Raw genomic sequence first — 22,202 nt, 5'->3', positions numbered from 1 at the left:
ATGGTCGTTGGACAATGAAGTTTGGATAGCAGGTAGTCATGGTCAATTTGGTCAAAGCATTTGGCAATGTCGGCATCTAGCACGTAGTAGTTCGATTTGTTGAGTGCTACATATATTCTGCCAATTGCGTCGAGGGTTGAGCGTCCGGGTCGAAACCCATAGCTTGTTCCCTCGAATTTAGGTTCCCAATAGGGTTCCATTGCCATCTTGACCAAGGCTTGCTTGGCTCTGTCACCAGGGTAGGCTTCTAGTGATGCCTTCCGTTCCCCGCTTCAGTCCCGGGATTGTGAGTTCCGAAACTGGGGGTGGCTATCGCCGTTACTCTCAGTTTTCCGGTTTGCTTATCAATCTTTTGGTTTAACATAAGATATACATATCTTTCCGGAATACCTTGACCTTGAGTTTCCCGCCTCGTTTTGTATCATTCTGATACAGACTTGGGTACATACAAACAGTTATGGAGCTAGTCAGAGATGTGTCCCTTGTATTCATCCGAGGGGATGAAAGCCCCATCAGGAAGTTATTTCAGGCATTTCAGCCCTATTTCGTTCCTGAACGAATCGCACTCCTTCCCATCCTATAGCCCTTCGCGCCGCCAAACGTCAACTCTCGGCGCGATCCGACGAACCGAGGGCGGTCGGCTTTCGGTGATCAGAAATTTGGGTTGGAAACTTCGTCCTTGCCGTACTGCGGTGGAATGGGAGTTGCAGGGAAGGGTGTAGCATCAAGACCAGACCGCCCCATCAACGAGTCGCTGACTCAAGTTGCTGGGGCGGGTCGGCTTTTGAGATTCGTCCCGGGAAACGGAAGTCAACCTTCCGTCCCCACCTAGTCGGAGTCCTCTTTGTCGCCCTGAACCCCTTCGATAATGCGAGACAGCTCGCTTTTTTCATTGACCGAAATTCGCGTGGGCGAACCGCCGATGATGCGTTCGTAATCCCTAAACGAGTCGGTGATGTGGGGGCCGTGTTCGGTAATGGTATATTCGCGGATGCCTTTATCGTGCCAAGATCCCCGCATTTTGAACACGTTGATCGCCCGGGACATTTCCCCCCGAATTTCCACGTATTGCAACATGAGAATTGTATCCGTGATCGTGGAAATGTGGGAATCCGTAATGGAGTGCGATCCCATAAATTGGTCGGTCGTGTTGGTAAAAAAGCCGGTAATTTCTTCCTGTTTTGCATACCCCGTCACCCCGATCACGAACTGCCGAAATGCGTTGCTACTCACCCCCCGAGCCAGGGCGGAAAGGGAATCGATCGCGATCCGGGAGGGCTTGAACTCGGAAATCTCCGACCGGATGATCTGCAGGTGATCTTCGAGTCCCGTAGACTCGGGATAGCTGCACAGAATTTTCAGCAATCCCCGCCGCTCCATCTCCTCGAAATCGATGCCCCAAGAATTGGCATTTCGCAGCAATTGGGCGCGGGATTCTTCGTAGGCGAACAGGATGGCACGCTCGTTATTTTGACAGCCGTTATCCACAAAGATGCTGACCAACAACGTCTTTCCGGTTCCCGTCGCTCCGGTCGCCAAAATGATTGAATCCTTGAAGAAACCGCCGCCGCACATTTCATCGAGGGTGGTGTCGCCGGAAGACACCCTGGCATTAGAAGAACGCTGGGTGAGCCGCATCGCGCCGAGGGGAAAAATACTGATGCCATTTTGGGTGATGGTGAACGGATATTCCCCTTTCATGTGGGTGGTGCCGCGCAATTTGAGGATTTCCACCGTGCGGCGGCGGCGTTCTCCCTCCAACACGTTCCGCAAAATCATCACGTTGTCGGAGACGAATTCCTCGACCCCGAACCGCGCCACCGGCCCGTATTCCGACTCCCGCTCCGTGGTCATGATGGTGGTGGTTCCCACCTGTTTCAAACGGGCGACCAGCCGAAAAATTTCTCGCCGGACGACGCCGGCCGCTTCGTACTGTTGAAAAACCGCCGTCACTGAGTCGATGGAAACCCGTTTTGCCTTGTATTTGCGGATGGCATACTGAATCCGCTCGATCAAAGCCGAAAGGTCGAAATTGCCGACGATATCTTGACCTTCTGGATCGGGAGATGCGTCGAGAATAAATAACTTGCCCTGGTCGATCAACTCCTGGAGATCCCATCCGAAACTGGCGGCGTTTTTAATAATGTCGGTGGGGGACTCTTCAAAGGTTACAAAAATTCCCGCCTCATCGAAGTTGATGATTCCGTTGTAAAGAAATTGGATGGCAAACAGCGTTTTTCCCGTACCCGACGTTCCGCTCACCAGCGTTGCACGGCCTGCCGGCATCCCCCCGTGGCTGATATCGTCGAACCCTTCGATCATGGTTCGGATTTTTTGGACACTGATGAGCTTGCGCCCATTCGACTGCGCTTCTTGATTGCTATCGCTCATAATTGTTGATGTTAAAAACTTGGCTCCAATCTCACCATTCTATATAACCGTTGTTTATATTTACCACAAAATTGGGTCGGGCCGTGACGGGCGGAGCCTCAGAACGGGTCGCCAACCTGTAGCGGCCGACTCCGGGGTACGATGGCCCGACATCCGGCACGGAAGGGCACGTCATCCGACCTGTACGGAGGCGTTGAAAGCCCCGTCGTCGGACGTGCAGTTCCCGGTCTGCCCTCGAGTCCGATCGCACCGTCGCATCCGGGCCTGGGCGTTGACGCGGGGAAGGGCGCGATGGTCGATGGCGCCGAGCCGCTCAGAAATTGGAATCTTCGTCTTCCAACTCTTCGTAAAGTAAATCCAACCCGATCAGAACTTTCTCCCGGTCGGAAAGGTCGCCGATGATTTTACGGACCGGCGGCGGGAGAATTTTGGACAATGTGGGCGTCGCCAAAATCTTATCCTCCTCCGCGAGTTGGGGATTTTTGAGAACGTCGATCACTTTGAGGGCATAAACTCCCTGAAACTCCTGTTCGAGGATATCCTTGAGGGTTTTCAGCGCCCGCACTGAGTTCGGAGTGTTCCCCGCCACGTAGAGTTTGAGAACATAGGTCTTCTTCAGTGGACTCATAATATCTGTAGGTTTCAGGTGTAAGTTTTGGGGTCAACAGACATTCTTTTTCCTCCTCACCGTGTCTCTTGGGGGATCGAACGACGATACATCTCGCACAGATGAGCCAAAGTATCAATTAGGGTCAGTCGATAATCAAGCAAAACATCCTCGCTGCGCCCCTCAAGTTTGAGTTGTTTGGAAAAATTATCCATCAACTCCATATGAATTTCCACCACCCGAGTCACCGGGACATCGGCAAAGAATGCCATGTTAACATATTCGTCAATTTTACTATTCAAATTTCTATCATTTGAAAAATAACTTAAAACGATTTGACGATATTTCGATTTGAGCTGGTCCAAAAACTCCTGTCGATCTGCCATCGGCAGATTTCTCAGGAAGTTTTGAGGATTTCTCTTATAGTACACACCTAGGTATCCTAATCGCTCGTGTAATTTGTCCGCGAGCCGTCGCTGCTGGCGGACAATAAAATTGGTCAACTCGCTCGGGGTGTCGGTCGGCGATGACTCGTCGCTCAAGCGGGTCGTGACGGCCTGGGTGATAAACTGACTGATGGCTTTGTCGATATATCCTCGGATCAGATGCAGTTGTCTGGGGCGCACCTGGACTTCCGTCGATCGCACGAGGTAATTCTCCTGCATCTCGGTTTCTGTGGGGGGAGATGGAGATCCCGGCGTTTCCTCCTCGGGCGACCCGTCCGTCGGGCGGATGATCAGGGTCGGGATCGCGATCGCGCGCTGTTGCAGTTGGTGGACCTGCGGTGTCAGGGCGGGACACTGCTCCAGAATCATGCAGTCGAGCTGGTGCTTGTGTTGGGCCACGTATTCGACCAGCTCCTCGGCCGCGTGAAGCTCGACGACGAGATAATGGTCGTCGAGCAAAGAAGACAGCACGAGACGGGCCAGCTCTACGGATGGCACGAACAGACAAATCGATAGCTGCGGACTCCAGACGTGGGTCGAAGCTGACATTAGGTTTTCAGATTCCGTATCAGTCAGAGCCCCCTCTCCCTTTCTTACTCACGCTTAACACCGGCAAATCTTAGTATATTATCAATCACGGCTTTTCGACGACTCGGCGACCCCGGCATGGCCCGGTCGCGTAGCAATTCGGCATCGAAAATTTAGCCGGCGCGATTCGGCGGATACCGGTGAAGGTCTCCCGAATCGCCCGGACCCACGATCCGATCTGATTCAACTGAACTGATAATGTTTTTTGACGGGGGCGCGGATCGTCCACGTGCACGAGAGTCCCCGGGAAAATGTCACCAGGTCGCCCGGTTTGAGTTCCACCGGCCGGCCCCCGTCGGGGGTGACGGTGACTTCCCCGGCTAACAAGTAACAGGTTTCGGCTTCGTCGTAAGTCCAGGGAAATTCCGAGACACCTTTCGTCCAAATCGGCCAGTCCGATACGCCGAGTTGTCGGAGGTGTTCCGGGGAGGGTTGATGTTGAACCCGAATGGTTTCGAGTTGTGGGGCAGACATGATTTGCGCTCCTTCGAGTGACACAGGCATGGGAGCGGGGCCGGCTTGTGCCGTGAGTGGCTCCCACGGGATGCGATCGCCTCAGTAGGCCAAGGTTTCCAGGGTTTCCCGCAAGTAAGCCCGCACCTGTTGGTCAAGGCTGAGATGCCGGAGCCGTTGCCCGTCTTCGCGATCGACCTGCCAGCGCTGAAATCCGGAACTCGTCGCGATCGCGCGTTTGAGATCGGACCAAATTTGAGAGTCCCGACGCTCCATTGCGGCATGGGGGTTCCAGAAGGTTGGGGTGGAATTCGCCATCACGGTACACCAACGAAACGACAGTTGAGAGCCACAGCCGGCGCCGAGTTCCTCAGCCCCCATTTCCGGGACATCTGAGAGGCGGGGCGACGATCTGTAAACTCTATTTACATTTTCACAAAAATTCACGGTAATGGGCAGCACCCCATCGGGGTTCCGGGCCAATTTTGTTAACAATTTTTACAATTATACCGATTCGGCTGGATCGATGTCAGGAGATTCTGACGTTCCCGCTCCGGGGGGTTCCGGGTCGGCCGGCTCCGCCGTCTCCCGGGAAACGGGCCAGATGCGATCGACCCGCGCCCCGACGATCGTAAATCCCTGGCGAATTTGGGGGGGGGACAGGGGTTCGCGGTTGGCGAATTCGGACTCCGGTGTCAGGAAGATCCCCACGACGCTCATCGGCACCTGGGCGAACAGGTTGGCCCCGCAAAATGCCGCGGCCGCGATCGCCAGGCCCAAGGGGCGCCATTCCGAAAACCCGGACGCCACCTCCGCCGCCAGGGGGGCGACGCCGTAGAGTTGCCAAAGGACGGGCAGCAGCAAAATGGGGGTGATCGACGACAACCCCTGCTGTCGCTGGGTTTTGAAGCCGGCCAAAATGCGCCGCTGTTCGTCGGCGAGCCGCTCCGGCCGGATGGCGACGACCAAAATACTGAAAATATAAAACGGGCGGAACCACTGCATCCAGAGGATCGGCAGGATACCCGCGATCGCGACGAGGGAGAACTCCACCCCCACGGGGAGCAGGGGGTAGCCCACCGCAAACCCGAACAAACACAACCCAAACCAAATCGGCAGGGTCGCCAGCCCCGCAAAATGAATCCACAAAAAGGGATCGAGTCTAAATCGTCGCATCGCCAATTCTCCTGACCTCCGGTCGGCTTACCAGCTTCATGATAAGACAAAACCGCCCCCACCTCGGTGTCCGGAGATGGGGACGGCGATCGCGACCCGAGCCCGATCCTACATGGAGAGGGTGCGGCGCTTCGTCACCATCCGGTAGGCTTCGATGCTGTCGCCTTCGGTCCAATCGTTGAAGTTGTCCGTGCCGATCCCGCACTCGTAGCCGGCGTTAACCTCCTTGACATCCTCTTTGATCCGCTTCAGGGAGTCGAGGAAGCCGTCGTAGAGGACTTGGGAGCCCCGGTGGACGCGGATCTTGCAGTTGCGGATCAGCTTGCCCGACTGGACGTAGCACCCGGCGACCCGGGAGCGGCCGACGGGGAAGATCGCCCGCACTTCCGCCTGACCCAAGGGTTCTTCCACCAGTTCCGGTTCCAGCATCCCCTCCATCGCCGCCTGGATGTCGTCGAGGAGGTTGTAGATGATGTTGTACTCCCGGATATCCACGCCGGCGCGGTCGGCTGCCTGTCGGGCGCCGTGGGCGAGGGTGGTGTTGAATCCGATCAGCACCGCGTCGCTGGCCGCGGCCAGGTCGATGTCCGTCTCGGTGACTTCCCCGGGGGCGGCCAGGAGCAGCCGCAGTTGCACTTCCTTCTGGGGCAGTTTCTTGAGGGCGTTGACGATCGCCTCCACCGACCCCTGGACATCGCCCTTGAGGATGATGTTGAGGTCTTTGAGTTCCCCTTCCTGAACCCGGGCCGAGAGGGCGCTGAGGCTGACCCGTCCCTGGAGGAGGCGGGACTGCCGCTCGGTATCCGCCCGGCCCGAGGCCAGGGCTGAGGCCTCTTTCTCGCTCTCGAACACCTCGAACTCGTCCCCGGCGGCCGGGACATCCCGCAGGCCCAACACCTCGACGGCGAAGGAGGGGCTGGCCTCTTCCACCCGTTCGGCGCGATCGTTGACCATCGCCCGCACCTTCCCGAGGGCCGAACCCGCCACGATCACGTCCCCGACGCGGAGGGTGCCGTTCTGCACCAGCAGGGTCGCCACCGGGCCGCGGGCCTTGTCCAGGTGGGCTTCGATCACCGTCCCCTTGGCGAACCGGTTCGGGTTGGCGTACAGGTCTTCAACTTCGGCCACCAACAGCAGCATTTCCAGCAGGCTGTCCAGGTTCTCCCCGTTGATGGCGCTCACCGGAACCATGATGGTTTCGCCGCCCCACTCTTCGGGGACCAGCCCGTGTTCCATCAATTCCTGCTTCACCCGGTCGGGCTGGGCCGCTTCCTTGTCCATCTTGTTGATCGCCACCACGATGGGCACTCCCGCCGCTTTGGCGTGGCTGATCGCCTCGATGGTCTGGGGCCGGACGCCGTCGTCGGCCGCCACCACCAGGATGGCGATATCCGTGACCCGGGTGCCCCGCGCCCGCATGGCCGTGAAGGCTTCGTGGCCGGGGGTATCCAAAAACACCACCTGCTGCATTTCGCCGGCTTCGTTTTCCACGTCCACGTGGTAGGCGCCGATGTGCTGGGTGATGCCGCCCGCTTCTCCCTGGGCGACCTTGGTTTTCCGGATCGAGTCGAGCAGGGTCGTCTTCCCGTGGTCTACGTGGCCCATGATCGTCACCACCGGCGGGCGGCGCTGGAGATTCTCCAGGTCTTCGGCGTTGAAGATGTTATCCGGCTTTTCGGCGGCCGACCGCTGTTCCTCGGTCTCCACCGTCACGGCCAATTCTTCGCACACGGTGGAAATGGTGTTGAAGTCGAGGGTTTCCGTGATGTTGACGGCGATCCCCCGGGAGAACAGGCGCTTGATAATTTCCGTTTCCGGGACCCCCAGGGCTTGGGAGAGTTCCTGGACGGTCATCGGCCCCCGGACGACCAGGCGCTCCGGGCGATCCGGCTGCTTGGGCTGCTGCGCCCGGCGCCCGGCGGCGGCTGATCCGCCACCGCCGCCGGCGGAAGGCCGGGACGGCATGGGTTTGCGACCCCGCGCCCCGGAACCGGAGGCGGCCGGCGATCGCCCGGAACCCTCGGCGTCCTTGGGTTTCGGTGGCCGCGCCAGGGACATACTCAGGATGGCTGAATCCGAGGACGAGCTGCCGATGTTGTCAAAATCCTCGTCCTCCTCATCTTCGATGACGGGCTTGATCCGGGGACGCTTCACCTTGGCTTTGGCTGCTTTCCCCGCCTTGTCGGAGAGTTCGTCGATCTCGTCTTCGTCTTCGTCGATGCCGCCCGGCCGCTTCTTCGGCGGGGTCAGGGGTTGGGGCCGCTTCAGAGTCGGCCCCCGTTTGGGCCGATTCACCTCCAAGGTGTCGTCTTCCAAATCCGGTGTCTCGAGTTCGGTTTCCTCTTCCACCTCGGGCGCGTCACCTTTGACGGGGCGTTTCGGCTGCCGCGCCGGCGGGGGTTGCAATTCGGGAACCGGCTTGGCGGGTTTGGCCGGAGAGCGCTTTTTCACCTCCCGGATCTCTTTCTCTTTCTCTTTCTCTTTCTCGGCGGGCTCGGCGGGGGCCGGACGTTGTTTTTGCTTGGCCGCCGGCCGTTCCGGCGGTTTCTGGTTGCCGTCGGAGGCGTCGCCCGCTTTGGGACTCGGTTTGTTCGGTTTCAACACCGGTTTGCGCGGCGGTTGGGAAGATTTGGGAGATGGAGACACGGGTCTGACGGGTGGCGCGACAAGTTTCGGGGATTCGGCCTCCGACTTGGCTTCAGAAGGCCGCGGGGTCGGTTTCTCAGAGGGAGTCGGGGTGTCTCGGTCGGCCGCAAAACTGGCCCCGTTGTCCGGGGCGTTTTCTGGCTTCCGGGGGGGTTGGGGGGAAGTGTTCGGTTTGGACAATTCAGATGGATTCGTTTCAGACTTGAGGGCAGATGGTTGGGAGTTGGGAGGTTTGGGGGGAGTGGCGACCGGCGCGGCATTCGCCTCGGACTCCGACCCTTCGGAAGGGTGGTGGTGTTCGAGACGAATTTTGTTGGGCCGGCGAATTTCTAGAATTTGCTGTTTCTTTTTCTCCCCCGACGGGAACCCGCCGGATTGAGCCGGGCCTGTCGCCGAGCCTCCCTCCTCCGGCTCGCTGACGATCGGATGGGTGGCGACATATTTTTCGATCCGCTCGGCGTCCGATTCTGTAATTGTACTGCTATGGCTTTTAACTGCAATGTTGAGCCGTTCGCAGACGGCTAAGATGTCCTTGTTCTCCAAATTTAATTCTCGTGAGAGTTCGTAAATCCTGACTTTGACGTTGTTCATCCACACTTCCCTCTTCGTACCAACCCGTTTTTACTTATACTGACATTGTTTTATTGGGGTCTACAACTGCGATCGCCCGAATTTGATGAGTGTCGTCCCTCGATACGGAACCGGTTTGTCCGACCCGCACCCCATTGGAGCTGCGCCGGATCGGATGGAGACATTTCATCAACGGCACCGTTTTTACTGTACCACTTTCATCTCGATCGCCATGCCCGGACCCGACGCACTCCCTGGACGAGTTCACAATTTTGAGTCCCCGGCCAGCCCCCGGTGGGGGCAGCGCTCCGATCCCGCCGGATGCGGAGAGATGCGGAGCGGAGTTCGGCTTCGACGATTGAAATTTTGCGGTCATCACCTCCTCAAATTTGGCCCGACATTGTCCGTCAGATTGAATAGAGAGTTTTATATCTCACCCGTCCTGCTGAGAGCGGGCGGCCAGTCGCCGCCACAGGATTTGAAAGAGTTCTTCGGGCACCGGGGCTTTCAACGCCCGTCCGAGTCGGTTCTTCTTTTGAGCGCCTTTGAGACATTCGTCTGTTTGACAAACGTAAGCGGACCGACCCATGCCCACATCCAATTGTACCCGATGGGATGGGTGAACCCGGACCAGTCGCCAGAAGGTTTCTTTCGGTGCCAGTTGGCGACAGGTGACGCAGCGGCGGAGATTGGATGGCATGAGATCGGGAAAACCTCCCGGCGAGACGACAACGGCTGACGGCAACCGAAAATTGGCAACCTCCCCTCCCTAAACTCCGATTTGGGATTCTTCCGCGACTTCTTCCCCGTCTATTTCCTCCTCCGGTTCGGGTTCTCCCTCGCCCCGCTGGCGGCTGAGTTCTTCGGCAATTTTTCGATCTTCTGCCGCCGCGTCGTATTTCGCCGTATCCTTGATATCAATTTTCCACCCCGTCAGCCGCGCCGCCAGCCGGACGTTCTGGCCCTCTTTGCCGATCGCCAGGCTGAGTTGATCTTCGGCTACCAGGACGTGGGCGCGCCGTTCCTCGGGGTTCACCAGCCGCACTTCGTCCACCCGGGCTGGACTCAGGGCGTTGGCGATGTAGATCGAGGGATCCGGGGACCAGCGGATCACGTCGATTTTTTCGCCCCGCAGCTCGTTGACCACCACCTGAATCCGCGATCCCCGCGCCCCGATGCAGGCCCCGACGGGATCGACGTCGCGATCAAGGGTATCGACGGCTATTTTAGTCCGGGGTCCGACGTAGTGGGAGGGGGGGTTGGCTTCCCGGGCCACGGCGACGATGCGGACGACCTCATCTTCGATTTCGGGGACTTCGTTGGCGAACAGGTACACCACCAGTCCGGCATCGGCTCGGGACACGATCAACTGCGGGCCGCGCTGGGACCCCTGGGAGACGCGCTTCAAATACACCCGGAAGGTGGCGTTGGCGCGGTAGTTGTCGTTGGGGAGCTGTTCCCGCTTGGGCAGTTCGGCCTCCACCTCGGGCTGGCCGTAGACGCTGCTGACGGCCATGATTACGGACTGGCGTTCAAAACGGAGCACCCGCGCCTGCAGGACCGTGCCCTCGTGTTCGGCGAACTCTTCCTGGATCATCTGGCGCTGCTTGTCGCGCAATTTTTGGGCGAGGACCTGTTTGGTCTGGATGGCGGCCATGCGCCCGAATTCGTTCTGTTCGGGGGTGACGTCGAGGGTGACGGTATCGCCGAGCTGGGCTTCGGGGGCGACCTCCTGCACGTCTTTGAGGGCGATCTGGTGATCCTGGTTGCTCACTTGTTCGACGATGGTGAGGTTTTTGGCCAGGACGCGAAATCCTTCTTCCTCGACGTCGAGTTCTACGTCGAAGTTGTCGAAGTAGTCGTCGCTGAATTGGGTGTCCATCTCCAGGGTGCGGCGGTAGCGCTCGTATCCCTTGAGCAGGGCCTCCCGCAGGGCATCTTCGACGGCCTGCTTGGGCAGGTTTCGCTCCTGGGAGATATTTTGAATCATATCTTTGAGTCCGGGCAAGCTGACCATTGACATAATGATTTCTCCTTGTCGTTATGAGTTCAATCGATAATTTGAGAGGGGTGTTTGGGATGGGACGGAAAGCCTCACCCGCCTTCGTCGAGCAGCACTTCGATAATGAGGGGATTGGGGATGGATACCTGCCGCCCTTTCTGGTTGAGGTACACGGCTTCCTCATCCCGGCGGATCAGCTTTCCGCTGTGCTGTTTGTGTCCTTTGTAGGGTTCGGAGGTGGTGACGGTGACGGGAAATCCTTTGAAGGAGACAAAATCCCGATCGCGGGTGAGAGACCGCGACACGCCGGGACTCGACACCTCCAAAACGTAGGAGTCGGGGATCACATCCGTCGCATCCAATTGTTCTTCCAAGGCGCGGCTCATGCGCTCGCAGTCTTCCAAACTCGTGTCTTGCTCCAAATTGCGGATGTCTACCCGCAGCACGGGAGGCTTTTGGTTGGTGTAAAACATTGCCCCCACGACTTCCAACCCCAGGGGCTCGGCGACTGGGGTGGCGAGGTCGATAATTTTGGGTATCAGGGGGTGGACCATAGTCGATGTTGACGTCGAACGGTAAAACGTCGGCCCGATCTCGTCCGGTGGGAGATCGCCCGACGGGGATCTGGGAGTCGGGTGCGCGAGTTGCCAAAACTCGGAGGCGATCGGCTCTCGCTAGAAATCCTGCCACTAAAAAAAGTGGGCTTCACCCACTTCCAGATGAAACGGTATCCTTCACGAGAAGCCCAGGAGCCCCCTGCACCTCAACTTCTTAGGTTATCAGTGTAGCTCAGGATTTGCCCGATTGTCAGGAGGCGGGGGGAATGTCGGGAATCCGGGGGATTTGGGGCGATCGCTCTTTTCCGCTGCGAAGGGTCCCAAGGAAGGGCGCGGGGGTGCGATCGCCGTTTGCCGCCGTTTGCAGTTGCCGATCGGCCCGCCCGAGGGTTTCGGGATCTAGATCGATCGGTGGGGAGTCAGAAACCGGGTTTCTAGAAGAGTTTTTGGTTCCCCGCCGAGATGTTGGTAGAAACCCGGTTTCTAGAGCGATCGGTGGGGAGTCAGAAACCGGGTTTCTAGAAGGGTTTTTGGTTCCCCGCCGAGATGTTGGTAGAAACCCGGTTTCTAGAGTTATCGGTGGGGAGGAAGAAACCGGGTTTCTAGAAGGGTTTTGGGTTCCCCACTGAGATATTGGTAGAAACCCGGTTTCTAGAGTTATCGGATTTTGGCTTGACTTTTTCTCCGATTTGACATACCATAACAGCATGGGAAAATGTGCCGCCATATAATGGTGTTCCGGGGAGTCAGAAACCGGGTTTCCAGAAGGGTTTTGGGTTCCCCATCGAGATATTGGTAGAAACCCGGTTTCTAGGTATTGGATATTAATCGGATGTCAGAGAAGGGGTGCGATCGCTCGTTTTGACAGGTTCCGGGGTTCTCCAACTGTTTCCGAGGGAGTTCGCCAGGACTAGGAAAATGAGTGCGATCGCACAAAATCCGATCAAACTATCCACGGGCTCGAATAGCAGTTCTCGCCGCATCTTTTGACCGCAAAAGGAACAGTACACCCAGCCGCCCCGTTCTTCGCGGGTACAGGGGAGCGATTCCAAGTTTTTCATTTCTTTGTAAGGACACACAATCATTATAACCTCTTTTGGTGTAAAAAACAATGCGAACCGCCCGGTTGAAATGGGCGGTTTTCGGTGTGGCTACGTTCTAATCCGTGGGGATTAGGAACATCATATTATTGCTGAGAATTTCGAGAGCGATCGCGCTTTCTCCGAGTGCTTGTCCCATGCGATAGGAAACCCGCAGCATATTGGCCAGGTTTTGCTGCAAAACGTCGAGGGTCATGAACGATTGAATGAGAAGGATGGGCTCCGGAACCCAAGTTTTATCGATTGGATTGAGCCAATTGCCATCGGAAAAAGTCGCGTTGTAACCTCCGGCGGGTCGCGTCAACTCCTCGATAAAATGTTTCGCCTGGGGATATTTTTTAGCTGGAATGTGCCAGCGGAGGGCGTAGGGAAGGATATCGGGGCGGGTTTGAGAAGCGGCGATCGCATTTTCCACCAGCGGATATAACGGGCCATTTTGTGCGATCGTTGCATTGGGAATGACATGGGGTAAAATGTTGGCGATGTGTTCCATGACTTCGCGTTGAATTCGATAGTTACAGTTTGGCGAAATTCGAGATAATCTGACAAGAGCTTTTGTCGTTTATTCTTAATGGTTTGTCGCGCCACGTCGCATCATTTCGCGGGATGTCGCGGGATGTCGCATGATGTCGCCCAATCCTTCGCAAACCCTAGACACTGCCGGAAAACAGAATTTAGAATGGGAACAAATTAATCGCGCTGCACAGAGGTATAATATGGAAGCCTTCAATATCAGGGTTATCGAAGCGATGGAGATTCCCGAGCAACACGAAGCGGATTTTTTGCGTGATATTGCGGATAAACTCGGTCTGCAATTTCCCCATGACAGTATATTCACGGAGCGACTAGCCAAGGATAACCTCGATTTCGATTGGCTCGGCATTGCAAAATCGCTCAACCCAAACGTGACCGAAGAGGAAGAGCGATTAAAACTGGCAGAGAATACGAGGAAAACTTGGAGTAAGGAAATCTGCAACACTTTGAAGCAGTGGGGATTCAGCTACAAAAAGGGTGATAAAAAACTCTGGCTGTCGGCGCGGCAGTGGTTGGCACAGACGCAATATGGTTCTTGGTTGTGGGAACAACTCTCCCAGCAGTCCCAACGGACGCAACAGATGGGGTTTATTGAAGCTCCCGAAACACTAGCAGTAGCGAATTTGGGGGCGCGTCGGGAACCGTCTAAAGACTATAAGGATCAGGTCGGGTTAAATAGCGAGGTGATTTTAGAGATTAACCTGACAGCAGCAGCACATTTGACCTTGTTGGAACGAGAACCCAACGGGACAGTGGTCTGTTTGTGTCCCTCGGAGTATGCACCGAACACGCTGTTATCCCGCAATATCGAGAAAATCCCCCAAGAGTCCGCCCCCTATCCGACTTTTGCCGCCACAGAATTAGGTCAGGAACAGTGGATAGCTTTGCTGACTCCTCAGAGTCCGCCTTTTCAATGGTTGAAACAGAGTCGTTGGGAGGCAATGGAGTTGCAACTGTTGCATTTACAAGAGGTGTTCGAGTATGTGAAGACGAACCAAGCGCGGTTACTCTATACGGAATATGAGGTGGTTTGAAGATTTTCTGTTTGGTGTTTTTGTGTCGAAGTTTTTGAGAGGTTTAAAAAATTATGGATGAACAACGGATTCAGGAATACGTTCAACACATTAAGCAGTTACTGGCTTGTGCGAATGGGGAAGAATTAGCAATCCTGGAAGCAAATGCTCACCTTTTGGATGAAAGTTTATTGCTCATAATGGCAGCCTATAGCCAGTATCTTCGCAGTCAGCAACAAGATAACGCCGCTGACTGGTTAGATAACTTTGCCCAACAACTGCAATCCCATTTTTTAGACGCTGCAACCTCTGAGAACTCTGAGAGTTGGGAAACACTGATGCAGAAAGTCATGCAACTGTACCAGCAGGGACAACATGCGGCAACCATTCCCCTGGCGGAACGTGCGGTTAAACTGGCGCTAGAACAGTGGGGAAAGCAACATCCGAATGTTGCGACCAGCTTCAACAACCTCGCCAATTTGTACCGTTCTCAAGGACGGTACGCCGAGGCTAAAACCCTGTACAAAGAAGCGCTTAAAATTAGTCGCATCACCCTACCCGAGAACCATCCTGACCTGGCCAGCGACCTCAACAACCTCGCTGGGTTGTACGAGTCTCAAGGGCAGTACGCCGAAGCCGAACCCCTGTTTCTCGAAGCGGTGAAAATCGACCGCATCGCCCTACCCGAGAACCATCCTGACCGGGCTCACCCCCTCAGCAACCTCGCCGAGTTGTATCGTTCTCAAGGGCGGTACGCCGAGGCCGAACCCCTGTACCAAGAAGCAGTGAAAATCGACCGCATCGCCCTACCCGAGAATCATCCTGACCGGGCTATCCACCTCAACAACCTCGCCAATTTGTACTATTCTCAAGGGCGATACGCCGAGGCCGAACCCCTGTACCAAGAAGCAGTGAAAATCGACCGCATGGCCCTGCCCGAAAACCATCCTTCCCTGGCCACCCACCTCAACAACCTCGCTGGGTTGTACGAGTCTCAAGGGCGGTACGCCAAGGCCGAACCCCTGTATAAAGAAGCGGTGAGCATCGACCGCATCGCCCTACCCGAAAACCATCCTTCCCTGGCCACCCACCTCAACAACCTCGCCGGATTGTACGAGTCTCAAGGGCGGTACGCCGAGGCCGAACCCCTGTATAAAGAAGCGGTGAAAATTAGTCGCATCGCCCTACCCGAGAACCATCCTGACCGGGCCAAGAACCTCAACAACCTCGCCAGGTTGTACTCCTCTCAAGGGCAATACGCCGAGGCCGAACCCTTGTTTCTCGAAGCGGTGAAAATTAGTCGCATCGCCCTGCCCGAAAACCATCCTTCCCTGGCCACCCACCTCAACAACCTCGCCGGGTTGTACTCCTCTCAAGGGCGGTACGCCGAGGCCGAACCCCTGTGCCAAGAAGCGTTGAGAATCGACCGCATCGCCCTACCCGAGAACCATCCTGACCTGGCCAATAAACTCAACAACCTCGCCGGGTTGTACTATTTTCAAGGGCGGTATGCCGAGGCCGAACCCCTGCTTCTCGAAGCGTTGAGAATCGACCGCATCGCCCTACCCGAGAACCATCCTGACCTGGCCCAGAACCTCAACAACCTCGCCGAGTTGTACCATTCTCAAAGGCGGTACGCCGAGGCCGAACCCCTGTTTCTCGAAGCGGTGAAAATCAACCGCATCGCCCTGCCCGAAAACCATCCTTCCCTGGCCACCGAACTCAACAACCTGGCCTCGTTGTACCATGCTCAAGGGCGATACGCCGAAGCCGAAGCCCTGCACAAAGAAGCGGTGAAAATCGACCGCATCGCCCTACCCGAGAACCATTATGACCGGGCTATCCACCTCAACAACCTCGCCAATTTGTACTATTCTCAAGGGAGTTACCAAGATGCGGAACCCCTGTACCAAGAAGCGGTGAGAATCGACCGCATCGCCTTACCCCAAAACCATCCTTCCCTGGCCACCCACCTCAACAACCTCGCCTCGTTGTACCATTCTCAAGGGCGATACGCCGAAGCCGAACACCTGTACAAAGAAGCGGTGAAAATCGACCGCATCGCCTTACCCCAAAACCATCCCCAACTCGCCACCCACCTGAGTAACCTGGCTTTGTTGCACCATTCTCAGGGCAAATACTCCGAAGCATTTAACCAGTTTCAAGCCGCTTTAGAGTCGGAAACCCTACGCCTGCGCTACATATTCAGCACCAGTTCAGACCGCGAACGCCGCGAATATTTGCAAAAAAAATCGGGCACTTATTACGCATTCCTCACCCTAGTTTGGCAACATCTTCGAGATGACACCCAAGCCGTTGGTGCTGCCTTAGATGCCGTGTTGGGACGGAAAGCGATCGCCACTGCCGCCCTTGCTGCCCAAAATGCTGCCATCTATAGCGGACGTTACTCAGCAGAAATTCAAACCCTATTTCGAGAATGGCAAAAATGCAATGAACGACTCCTCGAAGCCACCTATAACCCACCGCGTCCTGACCCTGACCATCCTGAAATCTACCCCACTCAGATAGCGGAACACCGTAAGCGCCTGAGCAAACTTCAACAGGATTCAGAAAACCTAGAAAAACAACTCGCCAAAGAAATCCCGGAACTGCAACTGAGCCAACAGGAAGTGAACCGCAATCTGGTTGCCGCGCAACTTCCCGAGGGTTCAGCCCTAGTGGAGTTCGTCCGTTTCAAACGCCATGATTTGGGTGTACCGAAGGGAGAAAAATGGCAGGAAGACCGCTATATCGCTTTTGTGGTGATGGCGCATCAACCGGAACAGGTACGGTTGGTGGATTTAGGGGAAGCGGAACCCCTGGATAAGCTGATTAAAGCATTTCGCCGTGGGTTTGTGGGTTGGGAAGACAACCTCGGTGCGCGTCGTAACCCCGCTTCTGTTCCTACCCCGGTTTCACCGATTCAACAGCTACAGGAAACCCTATGTCAACCCTTAATCGAGGCATTGCCCTCTGTCTCCCACTGCTTCCTCGCCCCAGATAGTAACCTGAATCTGCTGCCGTTCCAGATTTTGCCTCTGTCCCCTGCCAGCAACAGCCACTATATCGGGGACAAATACCGAATCAGTTATCTGAATAGCGGACGGGACTTGTTGCGCCAGGAAATTAGCGATCGCCCTCTGAAAATCTGTCCCGCCACCATTCTGGCTGACCCCGATTACGACTGGAATGGAACCGAACCCAGGCAGCAAGGCAGTGGGAAGCAGCAAGGCGAGGAGGATAGCAACAGTCAACCCCTCCCCACCCTATCCGGCTTTTCTCGCGCAGTGGGAACCGACCTTTTCGGGATTCGTGCCGGGGAACTCCTAGGCGTTGCCCCTTACCTCCGCCAAAATGCCCTCTCCCTCCATCTGACTCATGGCAACTGTCCCCGCATTTTAGCCGTTGCCACCCACGGGTTTTATCGCACTGCGGAAAAACCCTATCTGGAGTTGATTCGTAAACTACTCAACACCAAACCGGAAACCGAAACCCAATGCTTTGAACAACATCCCTCCCTCATGAGTTTGCAACTGGTGGAAGTGCTAGAACAGTTTGCCGAAGTCTGGGAATCGAAGCATCCCCCAGTTGCCCAACGGATGCGGGAATTTGTCCCCCTGATTCGAGACTATCTTGCCAAACATCCCATCGCCAGTCGCTTGGATGCCGCAGATGCCGATAATCCCATGTATCGGGGAGGAATTGCCCTCGCGGGGGCCAATGTCTGGAACCAGGGAGGCGAACTCCCAGACGGAAACAAAGGGATTCTGTTTGCCCAAGACATTGCCGCTTTGGACTTGTGGGGCAACGAACTCAGCGCCCTGATTGCCTGTCAGACGGGACTCGGTGAAGTCGCTTCTGGAGACAGTGTAGGGGGGTTAAGGCGGGCGTTTGTGGTGTCCGGTTCAAAAAGCCAGGTGATGAGTCTTTGGTCCGTTCCTGCCCGCGCTACGGTGTATCTGATGGAACGGTTTTTCCACCACCTCGACGCCGGACTGGGACGGGCCGACGCCCTCTCGGGCGCCCAGTCGGACATCCGCACGGTGAGGGCGGGGGAACTGCGGCAATTCCCGTTGGGGCGGGAGATTTTGCAGGAGTTGAAGGATGAATGTAACTTGAATTTTGCCGATAAGAATTGTCCTTTGTCGAGTCCCTATTTTTGGGGCGCCTGGGTGTTGCAGGGGGAGATTGGGCCGCTGTCGGTGGAGTTGTCGGCGGAGGGGAAGAAACCGCTTGGGAATTAATTCCCGAGGGCGCAAGCCTTGCGCCCCTACAATTATTTTTGACTCCCAAAATCGGCAATGGAAATTTTGAGACAGGCCTGAACCCCTTGCCAATCCCGTTCTGATAACTGTCCGATTTTAACCAAATTTGTAGAGGCAGGCAATGTCACCAAAAAAACACCGAAATACAGAAGCAGACCGCAAGCCTGCCGCTTCCCAGTCTTGGAGGACATAATCAGTGATGCCCAACCCAGCAGTTTGCGTGGTAATCAACCCGACAATTACATCTGGGCGATTGGCATGATAGGTTTGTGAGGACACAATCACGGCGGGACGACGCTTGATGCCCCGGACGCCTGGAAAGTCAACCGTGACGACATCACTCGGATTAAAACTCACTTCTTAAAACTCCCCATCATCCGCATATTTTAAGGCATACGTCACCAAATCGAGTTGGTCTTCTTCTGTCCAAGTCTCACTTTCATCAACCTCTTCACCTGTCACCAAGCGATTGAGAATGAGTGCGGCTAACTGTAGCCGTTCTCGGGGAGGTAATTTTTGAATCACTTGGGTATAAATTTCTTGAATTTTTGTCGTCGTCATTTCAAATGATACTCCAACTCGATGAAAATACAATGGATAGATCTAAAACTTCGCTGTTGAGAAAGAAACCGGGTTTCTAGAATGGTTTTTGGTTCCCCGCAGAGATATTAATAGAAACCCGGTTTCTAGATGTTTTCAATCCTCCTCGTCGATCATTCCTTCGAGTTTCCGGCGTTCCTGGATGGCCGCCAAAACCTGCTCGTAGTTGTCTTCATCAACTTGCTGGACGTAGTTGAGTTTGACTTCTTCCAAAAAGTCCACCAGCAGATATTCGATGTCCTGGATTTGATCGCCCTTGAGCTCCCGCCAGAGGATTTTTCCGAAGTCGCGCACCAGTTGGTTGGTGAGTTGGGTGCCGACGGGATCTTCCATCGCGTCGCGGATGTTTTCGTAGGCGTCTTGGGGGCCTTCGGACGCCAGATCCGTGAGTTGGGTGACGAGGCGATCGGTCAGATCTTTTGAGAGGGTTTCAAATCCCGGTATTTGTTGGAGGTTTCGGGACATGGGAGAGGCTTTCACCAGACTCTCGATATTGTAGCGCAACAGGGCTTCGATGTCGTCGTGGAGTTGGGGGATGACGCGGTAGACGGTGAGTTGAATTAACCGGGTGACGATCGCTTCGATTTCGTTGACGTCGTTGATGTCGAGATAACGTTGCCGTCGCGATTGGGAAATGCGTTGCGCCAAATTTCCCCGCCGCAATTCCTGCTGGAGTTGGTTGATAAATTGAATGATGACGGCTTCCGTCAGTTCGGCGGCGAAGGAGGACACCAACCCCCGACTGGCCAGGGCGCGAACCCGACCCAACTTCACCAACTTGGTCTGATTTAACCGCGCACTGACCGGGATAATTCGCAAGATCCGGGCGATCGGGAGGGGAATGAACAGAAACACGTCGTACCAACGCCACAGCATGGCATCGAGCCAACTGACCGTTTTGAATCGACCGCTGATGATGCGAGTCCGCAGCAGAAATTCGGCCAGGAAGATGAGGACGAAGGGGAGGTCGATTTTCCAGAAGTGGCTGATGTAGTCCCCGTTTTCTCCGATGCTGCGATAATAATTGCGGGCGATCGCGGGTTCGATTTCGTCCTCGAACCATTCCATCTGTTTTTGAAATCCCTGTTCGGTCAAATATTCGGGACTCCAAAAGGCGACGAAGGCTTGTTTGGCCGAGTCTTCCGGGTTGGGAATGCGATCGCGCATCCGATTTTTGATTTTCTCCAACGCGCCACTTTTGTCGGCTACCGCGAAGGGGTCGGTGTCGATCATTTCCACGCTCTGCTGTTGCAAATCCCGCAGCAATTCTTCGGCGGGGGCGGAGGCGAGTCCGGTTTGGACGACCTGGACTTGCAGGGCTTCGACGGTTTCCAAATAATTCTGGGTTTCGCGGTTGGGTTCGATACCCTTGATGGGGTCGTAGAGGCGGGTGAGTTGGGGAAAATAGCGGAAATAAAAGTCGCGCCAGGGAACATAAGTCAGGTTAAATAAGACCAGGATATAATTGAGGACGGCCAAAATTGCCATCCCCCGCTCTATCCAAAAGCCCAGGCGTTTTTTGCGAACGGTGGTTTTTTTTTTGGGTGACATAGGGCAGCAGTGGTTTGGGTGGCGACCTCATGCACGAAAGTCCGATTCAAATTGGATTAAACTGAACTTTAAGGACGTTTCATTTCCTTCGATCCGATGTCTGAATCCTCTCCCCGCATCAGTGTTGTCATTCCGGCGTACAATTGCGATCGCTACATTGCCGAAGCGATCGAAAGCGTGCTGGACCAGACGGAGACTTCCCACGAAATCATCGTCGTCGATGACGGCTCCCGGGACCAAACGCGGGAAGCCGTCGCACCGTACCGCGATCGGGTCCGCTACGTCTACCAGGACAATCGGGGCGTCTCGGTGGCGCGAAATCACGGTTTGAGCCTCGCCCGAGGTGAGTTTATCACTTTTTTGGATGCGGATGATTGTTTCTTTCGGGAGACTTTGGCGGCCCAGATGGCCGTATTTGAGGCCGATCCGGGGTTGGCGATCGTCCACAGCGGCTGGCGGCGGGTGAACCAGGCGGGGGAACCGCTGATGGATGCGAAACCCTGGGAACTGGTCCCGGAGTTGAATTTGGAGATGTGGCTGCGGTGGAAACCGTTGGGGACGATGGGGACGCTGATGTTCCGGCGGGAGGCTTTGGAGGCGGCGGGGGGGTTCGAGCCGGGATTGGCCCACGCGGAGGATGTGGATTTGATTTTGCGTCTGGCGTTGAAGGGGTTTCGGAGTGCTTGGTTGAAGCGATCGACGGTGTGTTACCGCCAGCACGATCGCAACACGATGCGGGACGGGGTTTCCCAGGCGAAATCGATCAATTATGTGCTGGAGAAGTTTTTTAATTTGCCGGATATTCCCTTTGAAATTCAGGCGATCGAAGATTGGGTTCGCTACAGTACCCTGGTGTGGAGTTCCTGGTATTTGTACCACACGGGATTTGTCGTTGAAATGGCGGAGTATTTGAAGCGATCGTGGCAGTACAGCCCGTTTTTACCGGTGGAGACTGCGATCGATTGGGTGGAGAGTTTCGGCCACTATTCGGAGGGTGTGGGGGAGAGTTTGGATGTGGATGCCCTGTGCAAGTCGCCGGAGTGGCAGGGGTTGATCGAGTGGGCGATCGCTTCTCCAAAATCGTCTTGATCTGGGCAGGGCTGTTTCATTCTCGATTAAAAATTGTCGAGAGTGATGGAGAAAACCGTTGATGGTATCGCAACGCCCTCCATCCGCCACTGTACCGATTCTCGCGCCATTACGCACCGATCCGCGATCGCGCACGACTCCATGATCGCACACCCATCGGGTCATACCGTTCTCGTCGAACTCATGTTAAGAAAAGTAAAATAAAATGATTTTTTTTTCGGAACCGTTCTCGTCGAACTCATGTTAAAAAAAGTAAAATAAAATGATTTTTTTGAGCAACAAGTGTAGGATCGAATTATCAGATCAAGTTCTTGCGATCGCCGACCGCGTTACGGTAGTCAGAATCGCCGTAGGCTCTGGGACTCAACCCGATTGGCGATGCCGGGTTTATGTAGGATAATCAGGCGGACTTGATAGAATTGCAAAAAACGCTGAGGATTGTCATCATGGCAGAATCCATACCTCAACTGATCAAGGATATTACCCCTGGCAAAAGAAGTTCCAACTTGAGCCTCTTAGGTGAGTTCAGTAATGAGGTTTATTTTTCGGTCACTCAGGGCGATAAAAATCAACTCTGGAAAACGGATGGCACGGACAAGGGAACTCGACGGGTC

General features: G+C 55.4%; 19 protein-coding genes. 3 read left to right on the top strand and 16 right to left on the bottom strand.

The window, feature by feature from the left end; translation table 11 throughout:
• The 13 genes from LKE08_RS24045 to LKE08_RS23985 form a co-directional block, all read right to left on the bottom strand.
• The coding region (locus LKE08_RS24045; protein ID WP_324706809.1) for a reverse transcriptase domain-containing protein at nucleotides 1-215 on the bottom strand (215 nt) is incomplete at its 3' end.
• Nucleotides 216-828: 613 nt separating this feature from the next.
• Nucleotides 829-2,391, bottom strand: a complete 1,563-nt coding sequence (kaiC, locus tag LKE08_RS24040) for a circadian clock protein KaiC (protein ID WP_324706808.1) — start codon at nucleotides 2,389-2,391, stop codon at nucleotides 829-831.
• 313 nt (nucleotides 2,392-2,704) lie between these two features.
• The gene (gene kaiB / locus LKE08_RS24035) at nucleotides 2,705-3,019 is read right to left on the bottom strand and encodes a circadian clock protein KaiB (RefSeq protein WP_324706807.1); all 315 of its coding nucleotides are present in this window, start codon (nucleotides 3,017-3,019) and stop codon (nucleotides 2,705-2,707) included.
• A 56-nt stretch (nucleotides 3,020-3,075) separates the two neighbouring features.
• On the bottom strand, nucleotides 3,076-3,993 hold the full coding sequence (locus tag LKE08_RS24030) for a circadian clock protein KaiA (RefSeq protein WP_324706806.1): 918 nt from the start codon (nucleotides 3,991-3,993) through the stop codon (nucleotides 3,076-3,078).
• Between the two features lie 222 nt (nucleotides 3,994-4,215).
• Complete coding sequence (locus LKE08_RS24025; protein ID WP_324706805.1) at nucleotides 4,216-4,506, bottom strand: cupin domain-containing protein; 291 nt, start codon at nucleotides 4,504-4,506, stop codon at nucleotides 4,216-4,218.
• A gap of 81 nt (nucleotides 4,507-4,587) precedes the next feature.
• Nucleotides 4,588-4,803: a hypothetical protein gene (locus LKE08_RS24020; protein ID WP_324706810.1), complete on the bottom strand. Its 216-nt coding sequence runs from the start codon at nucleotides 4,801-4,803 to the stop codon at nucleotides 4,588-4,590.
• Nucleotides 4,804-4,989: 186 nt separating this feature from the next.
• Nucleotides 4,990-5,661 (bottom strand): low-complexity tail membrane protein, encoded by a 672-nt coding sequence (locus LKE08_RS24015; protein ID WP_324706804.1) that lies wholly within the window; start codon nucleotides 5,659-5,661, stop codon nucleotides 4,990-4,992.
• Between the two features lie 108 nt (nucleotides 5,662-5,769).
• Nucleotides 5,770-8,898: a translation initiation factor IF-2 gene (gene infB, locus LKE08_RS24010; protein WP_324706803.1), complete on the bottom strand. Its 3,129-nt coding sequence runs from the start codon at nucleotides 8,896-8,898 to the stop codon at nucleotides 5,770-5,772.
• A 412-nt stretch (nucleotides 8,899-9,310) separates the two neighbouring features.
• The gene (locus tag LKE08_RS24005) at nucleotides 9,311-9,577 is read right to left on the bottom strand and encodes a YlxR family protein (protein ID WP_324706802.1); all 267 of its coding nucleotides are present in this window, start codon (nucleotides 9,575-9,577) and stop codon (nucleotides 9,311-9,313) included.
• 69 nt (nucleotides 9,578-9,646) lie between these two features.
• Nucleotides 9,647-10,900 carry a transcription termination factor NusA gene (nusA, locus tag LKE08_RS24000; RefSeq protein WP_324706801.1) on the bottom strand — a complete coding sequence of 418 codons (1,254 nt, stop codon included), beginning with the start codon at nucleotides 10,898-10,900 and terminating at the stop codon, nucleotides 9,647-9,649.
• A 71-nt stretch (nucleotides 10,901-10,971) separates the two neighbouring features.
• Nucleotides 10,972-11,433: a ribosome maturation factor RimP gene (gene rimP / locus LKE08_RS23995; protein ID WP_324706800.1), complete on the bottom strand. Its 462-nt coding sequence runs from the start codon at nucleotides 11,431-11,433 to the stop codon at nucleotides 10,972-10,974.
• Between the two features lie 827 nt (nucleotides 11,434-12,260).
• The gene (locus LKE08_RS23990; RefSeq protein WP_324706799.1) at nucleotides 12,261-12,521 is read right to left on the bottom strand and encodes a hypothetical protein; all 261 of its coding nucleotides are present in this window, start codon (nucleotides 12,519-12,521) and stop codon (nucleotides 12,261-12,263) included.
• Between the two features lie 73 nt (nucleotides 12,522-12,594).
• A complete protein-coding gene (locus LKE08_RS23985; RefSeq protein WP_324706798.1) occupies nucleotides 12,595-13,029 on the bottom strand; it encodes a hypothetical protein in 435 nt (144 codons plus the stop codon).
• 223 nt (nucleotides 13,030-13,252) lie between these two features.
• On the opposite strand from LKE08_RS23985, the gene LKE08_RS23980 reads away from it, so the two are divergent.
• On the top strand, nucleotides 13,253-14,104 hold the full coding sequence (locus LKE08_RS23980) for a DUF4384 domain-containing protein (RefSeq protein WP_324706797.1): 852 nt from the start codon (nucleotides 13,253-13,255) through the stop codon (nucleotides 14,102-14,104).
• Nucleotides 14,105-14,157: 53 nt separating this feature from the next.
• Nucleotides 14,158-18,327 (top strand): tetratricopeptide repeat protein, encoded by a 4,170-nt coding sequence (locus LKE08_RS23975; RefSeq protein WP_324706796.1) that lies wholly within the window; start codon nucleotides 14,158-14,160, stop codon nucleotides 18,325-18,327.
• 117 nt (nucleotides 18,328-18,444) lie between these two features.
• Here LKE08_RS23975 and LKE08_RS23970 read toward each other — a convergent pair whose 3' ends face one another.
• The 3 genes from LKE08_RS23970 to LKE08_RS23960 all read right to left on the bottom strand — a co-directional run bounded on the left by LKE08_RS23970 (nucleotide 18,445) and on the right by LKE08_RS23960 (nucleotide 20,499).
• Nucleotides 18,445-18,705, bottom strand: a complete 261-nt coding sequence (locus LKE08_RS23970; RefSeq protein ID WP_324706795.1) for a type II toxin-antitoxin system PemK/MazF family toxin — start codon at nucleotides 18,703-18,705, stop codon at nucleotides 18,445-18,447.
• A gap of 3 nt (nucleotides 18,706-18,708) precedes the next feature.
• On the bottom strand, nucleotides 18,709-18,909 hold the full coding sequence (locus LKE08_RS23965; protein ID WP_324706794.1) for a hypothetical protein: 201 nt from the start codon (nucleotides 18,907-18,909) through the stop codon (nucleotides 18,709-18,711).
• Between the two features lie 135 nt (nucleotides 18,910-19,044).
• Nucleotides 19,045-20,499: a hypothetical protein gene (locus LKE08_RS23960; protein ID WP_324706793.1), complete on the bottom strand. Its 1,455-nt coding sequence runs from the start codon at nucleotides 20,497-20,499 to the stop codon at nucleotides 19,045-19,047.
• Nucleotides 20,500-20,595: 96 nt separating this feature from the next.
• Here LKE08_RS23960 and LKE08_RS23955 point away from each other — a divergent pair, with 96 nt between their 5' ends.
• Entirely contained in the window at nucleotides 20,596-21,588 is a 993-nt protein-coding gene (locus LKE08_RS23955) for a glycosyltransferase family A protein (protein ID WP_324706792.1), read from the top strand.
• Nucleotides 21,589-22,202 lie beyond the last annotated feature (614 nt).

It is taken from the genome of Lyngbya sp. CCY1209 (genome assembly GCF_035615495.1).
Classification (GTDB): Bacteria; Cyanobacteriota; Cyanobacteriia; order Cyanobacteriales; family Microcoleaceae; genus Limnospira.
Note: the sequence above shows the minus strand (reverse complement) of the source record. Positions and strands in the feature narration are given on the sequence as shown.

Bases quoted from the DNA above. Each gene is read 5' to 3' on its own strand.
- kaiC (WP_324706808.1), bottom strand. From the start codon at position 2,391: ATGAGCGATAGCAATCAAGAAGCGCAGTCGAATGGGCGCAAGCTCATC.
- kaiB (WP_324706807.1), bottom strand. From the start codon at position 3,019: ATGAGTCCACTGAAGAAGACCTATGTTCTCAAACTCTACGTGGCGGGG.
- LKE08_RS24030 (WP_324706806.1), bottom strand. From the start codon at position 3,993: ATGTCAGCTTCGACCCACGTCTGGAGTCCGCAGCTATCGATTTGTCTG.
- LKE08_RS24025 (WP_324706805.1), bottom strand. From the start codon at position 4,506: ATGTCTGCCCCACAACTCGAAACCATTCGGGTTCAACATCAACCCTCC.
- LKE08_RS24020 (WP_324706810.1), bottom strand. From the start codon at position 4,803: ATGGCGAATTCCACCCCAACCTTCTGGAACCCCCATGCCGCAATGGAG.
- LKE08_RS24015 (WP_324706804.1), bottom strand. From the start codon at position 5,661: ATGCGACGATTTAGACTCGATCCCTTTTTGTGGATTCATTTTGCGGGG.
- infB (WP_324706803.1), bottom strand. From the start codon at position 8,898: ATGAACAACGTCAAAGTCAGGATTTACGAACTCTCACGAGAATTAAAT.
- LKE08_RS24005 (WP_324706802.1), bottom strand. From the start codon at position 9,577: ATGCCATCCAATCTCCGCCGCTGCGTCACCTGTCGCCAACTGGCACCG.
- nusA (WP_324706801.1), bottom strand. From the start codon at position 10,900: ATGTCAATGGTCAGCTTGCCCGGACTCAAAGATATGATTCAAAATATC.
- rimP (WP_324706800.1), bottom strand. From the start codon at position 11,433: ATGGTCCACCCCCTGATACCCAAAATTATCGACCTCGCCACCCCAGTC.
- LKE08_RS23990 (WP_324706799.1), bottom strand. From the start codon at position 12,521: ATGATTGTGTGTCCTTACAAAGAAATGAAAAACTTGGAATCGCTCCCC.
- LKE08_RS23985 (WP_324706798.1), bottom strand. From the start codon at position 13,029: ATGGAACACATCGCCAACATTTTACCCCATGTCATTCCCAATGCAACG.
- LKE08_RS23980 (WP_324706797.1), top strand. From the start codon at position 13,253: ATGGAAGCCTTCAATATCAGGGTTATCGAAGCGATGGAGATTCCCGAG.
- LKE08_RS23975 (WP_324706796.1), top strand. From the start codon at position 14,158: ATGGATGAACAACGGATTCAGGAATACGTTCAACACATTAAGCAGTTA.
- LKE08_RS23965 (WP_324706794.1), bottom strand. From the start codon at position 18,909: ATGACGACGACAAAAATTCAAGAAATTTATACCCAAGTGATTCAAAAA.
- LKE08_RS23960 (WP_324706793.1), bottom strand. From the start codon at position 20,499: ATGTCACCCAAAAAAAAAACCACCGTTCGCAAAAAACGCCTGGGCTTT.
- LKE08_RS23955 (WP_324706792.1), top strand. From the start codon at position 20,596: ATGTCTGAATCCTCTCCCCGCATCAGTGTTGTCATTCCGGCGTACAAT.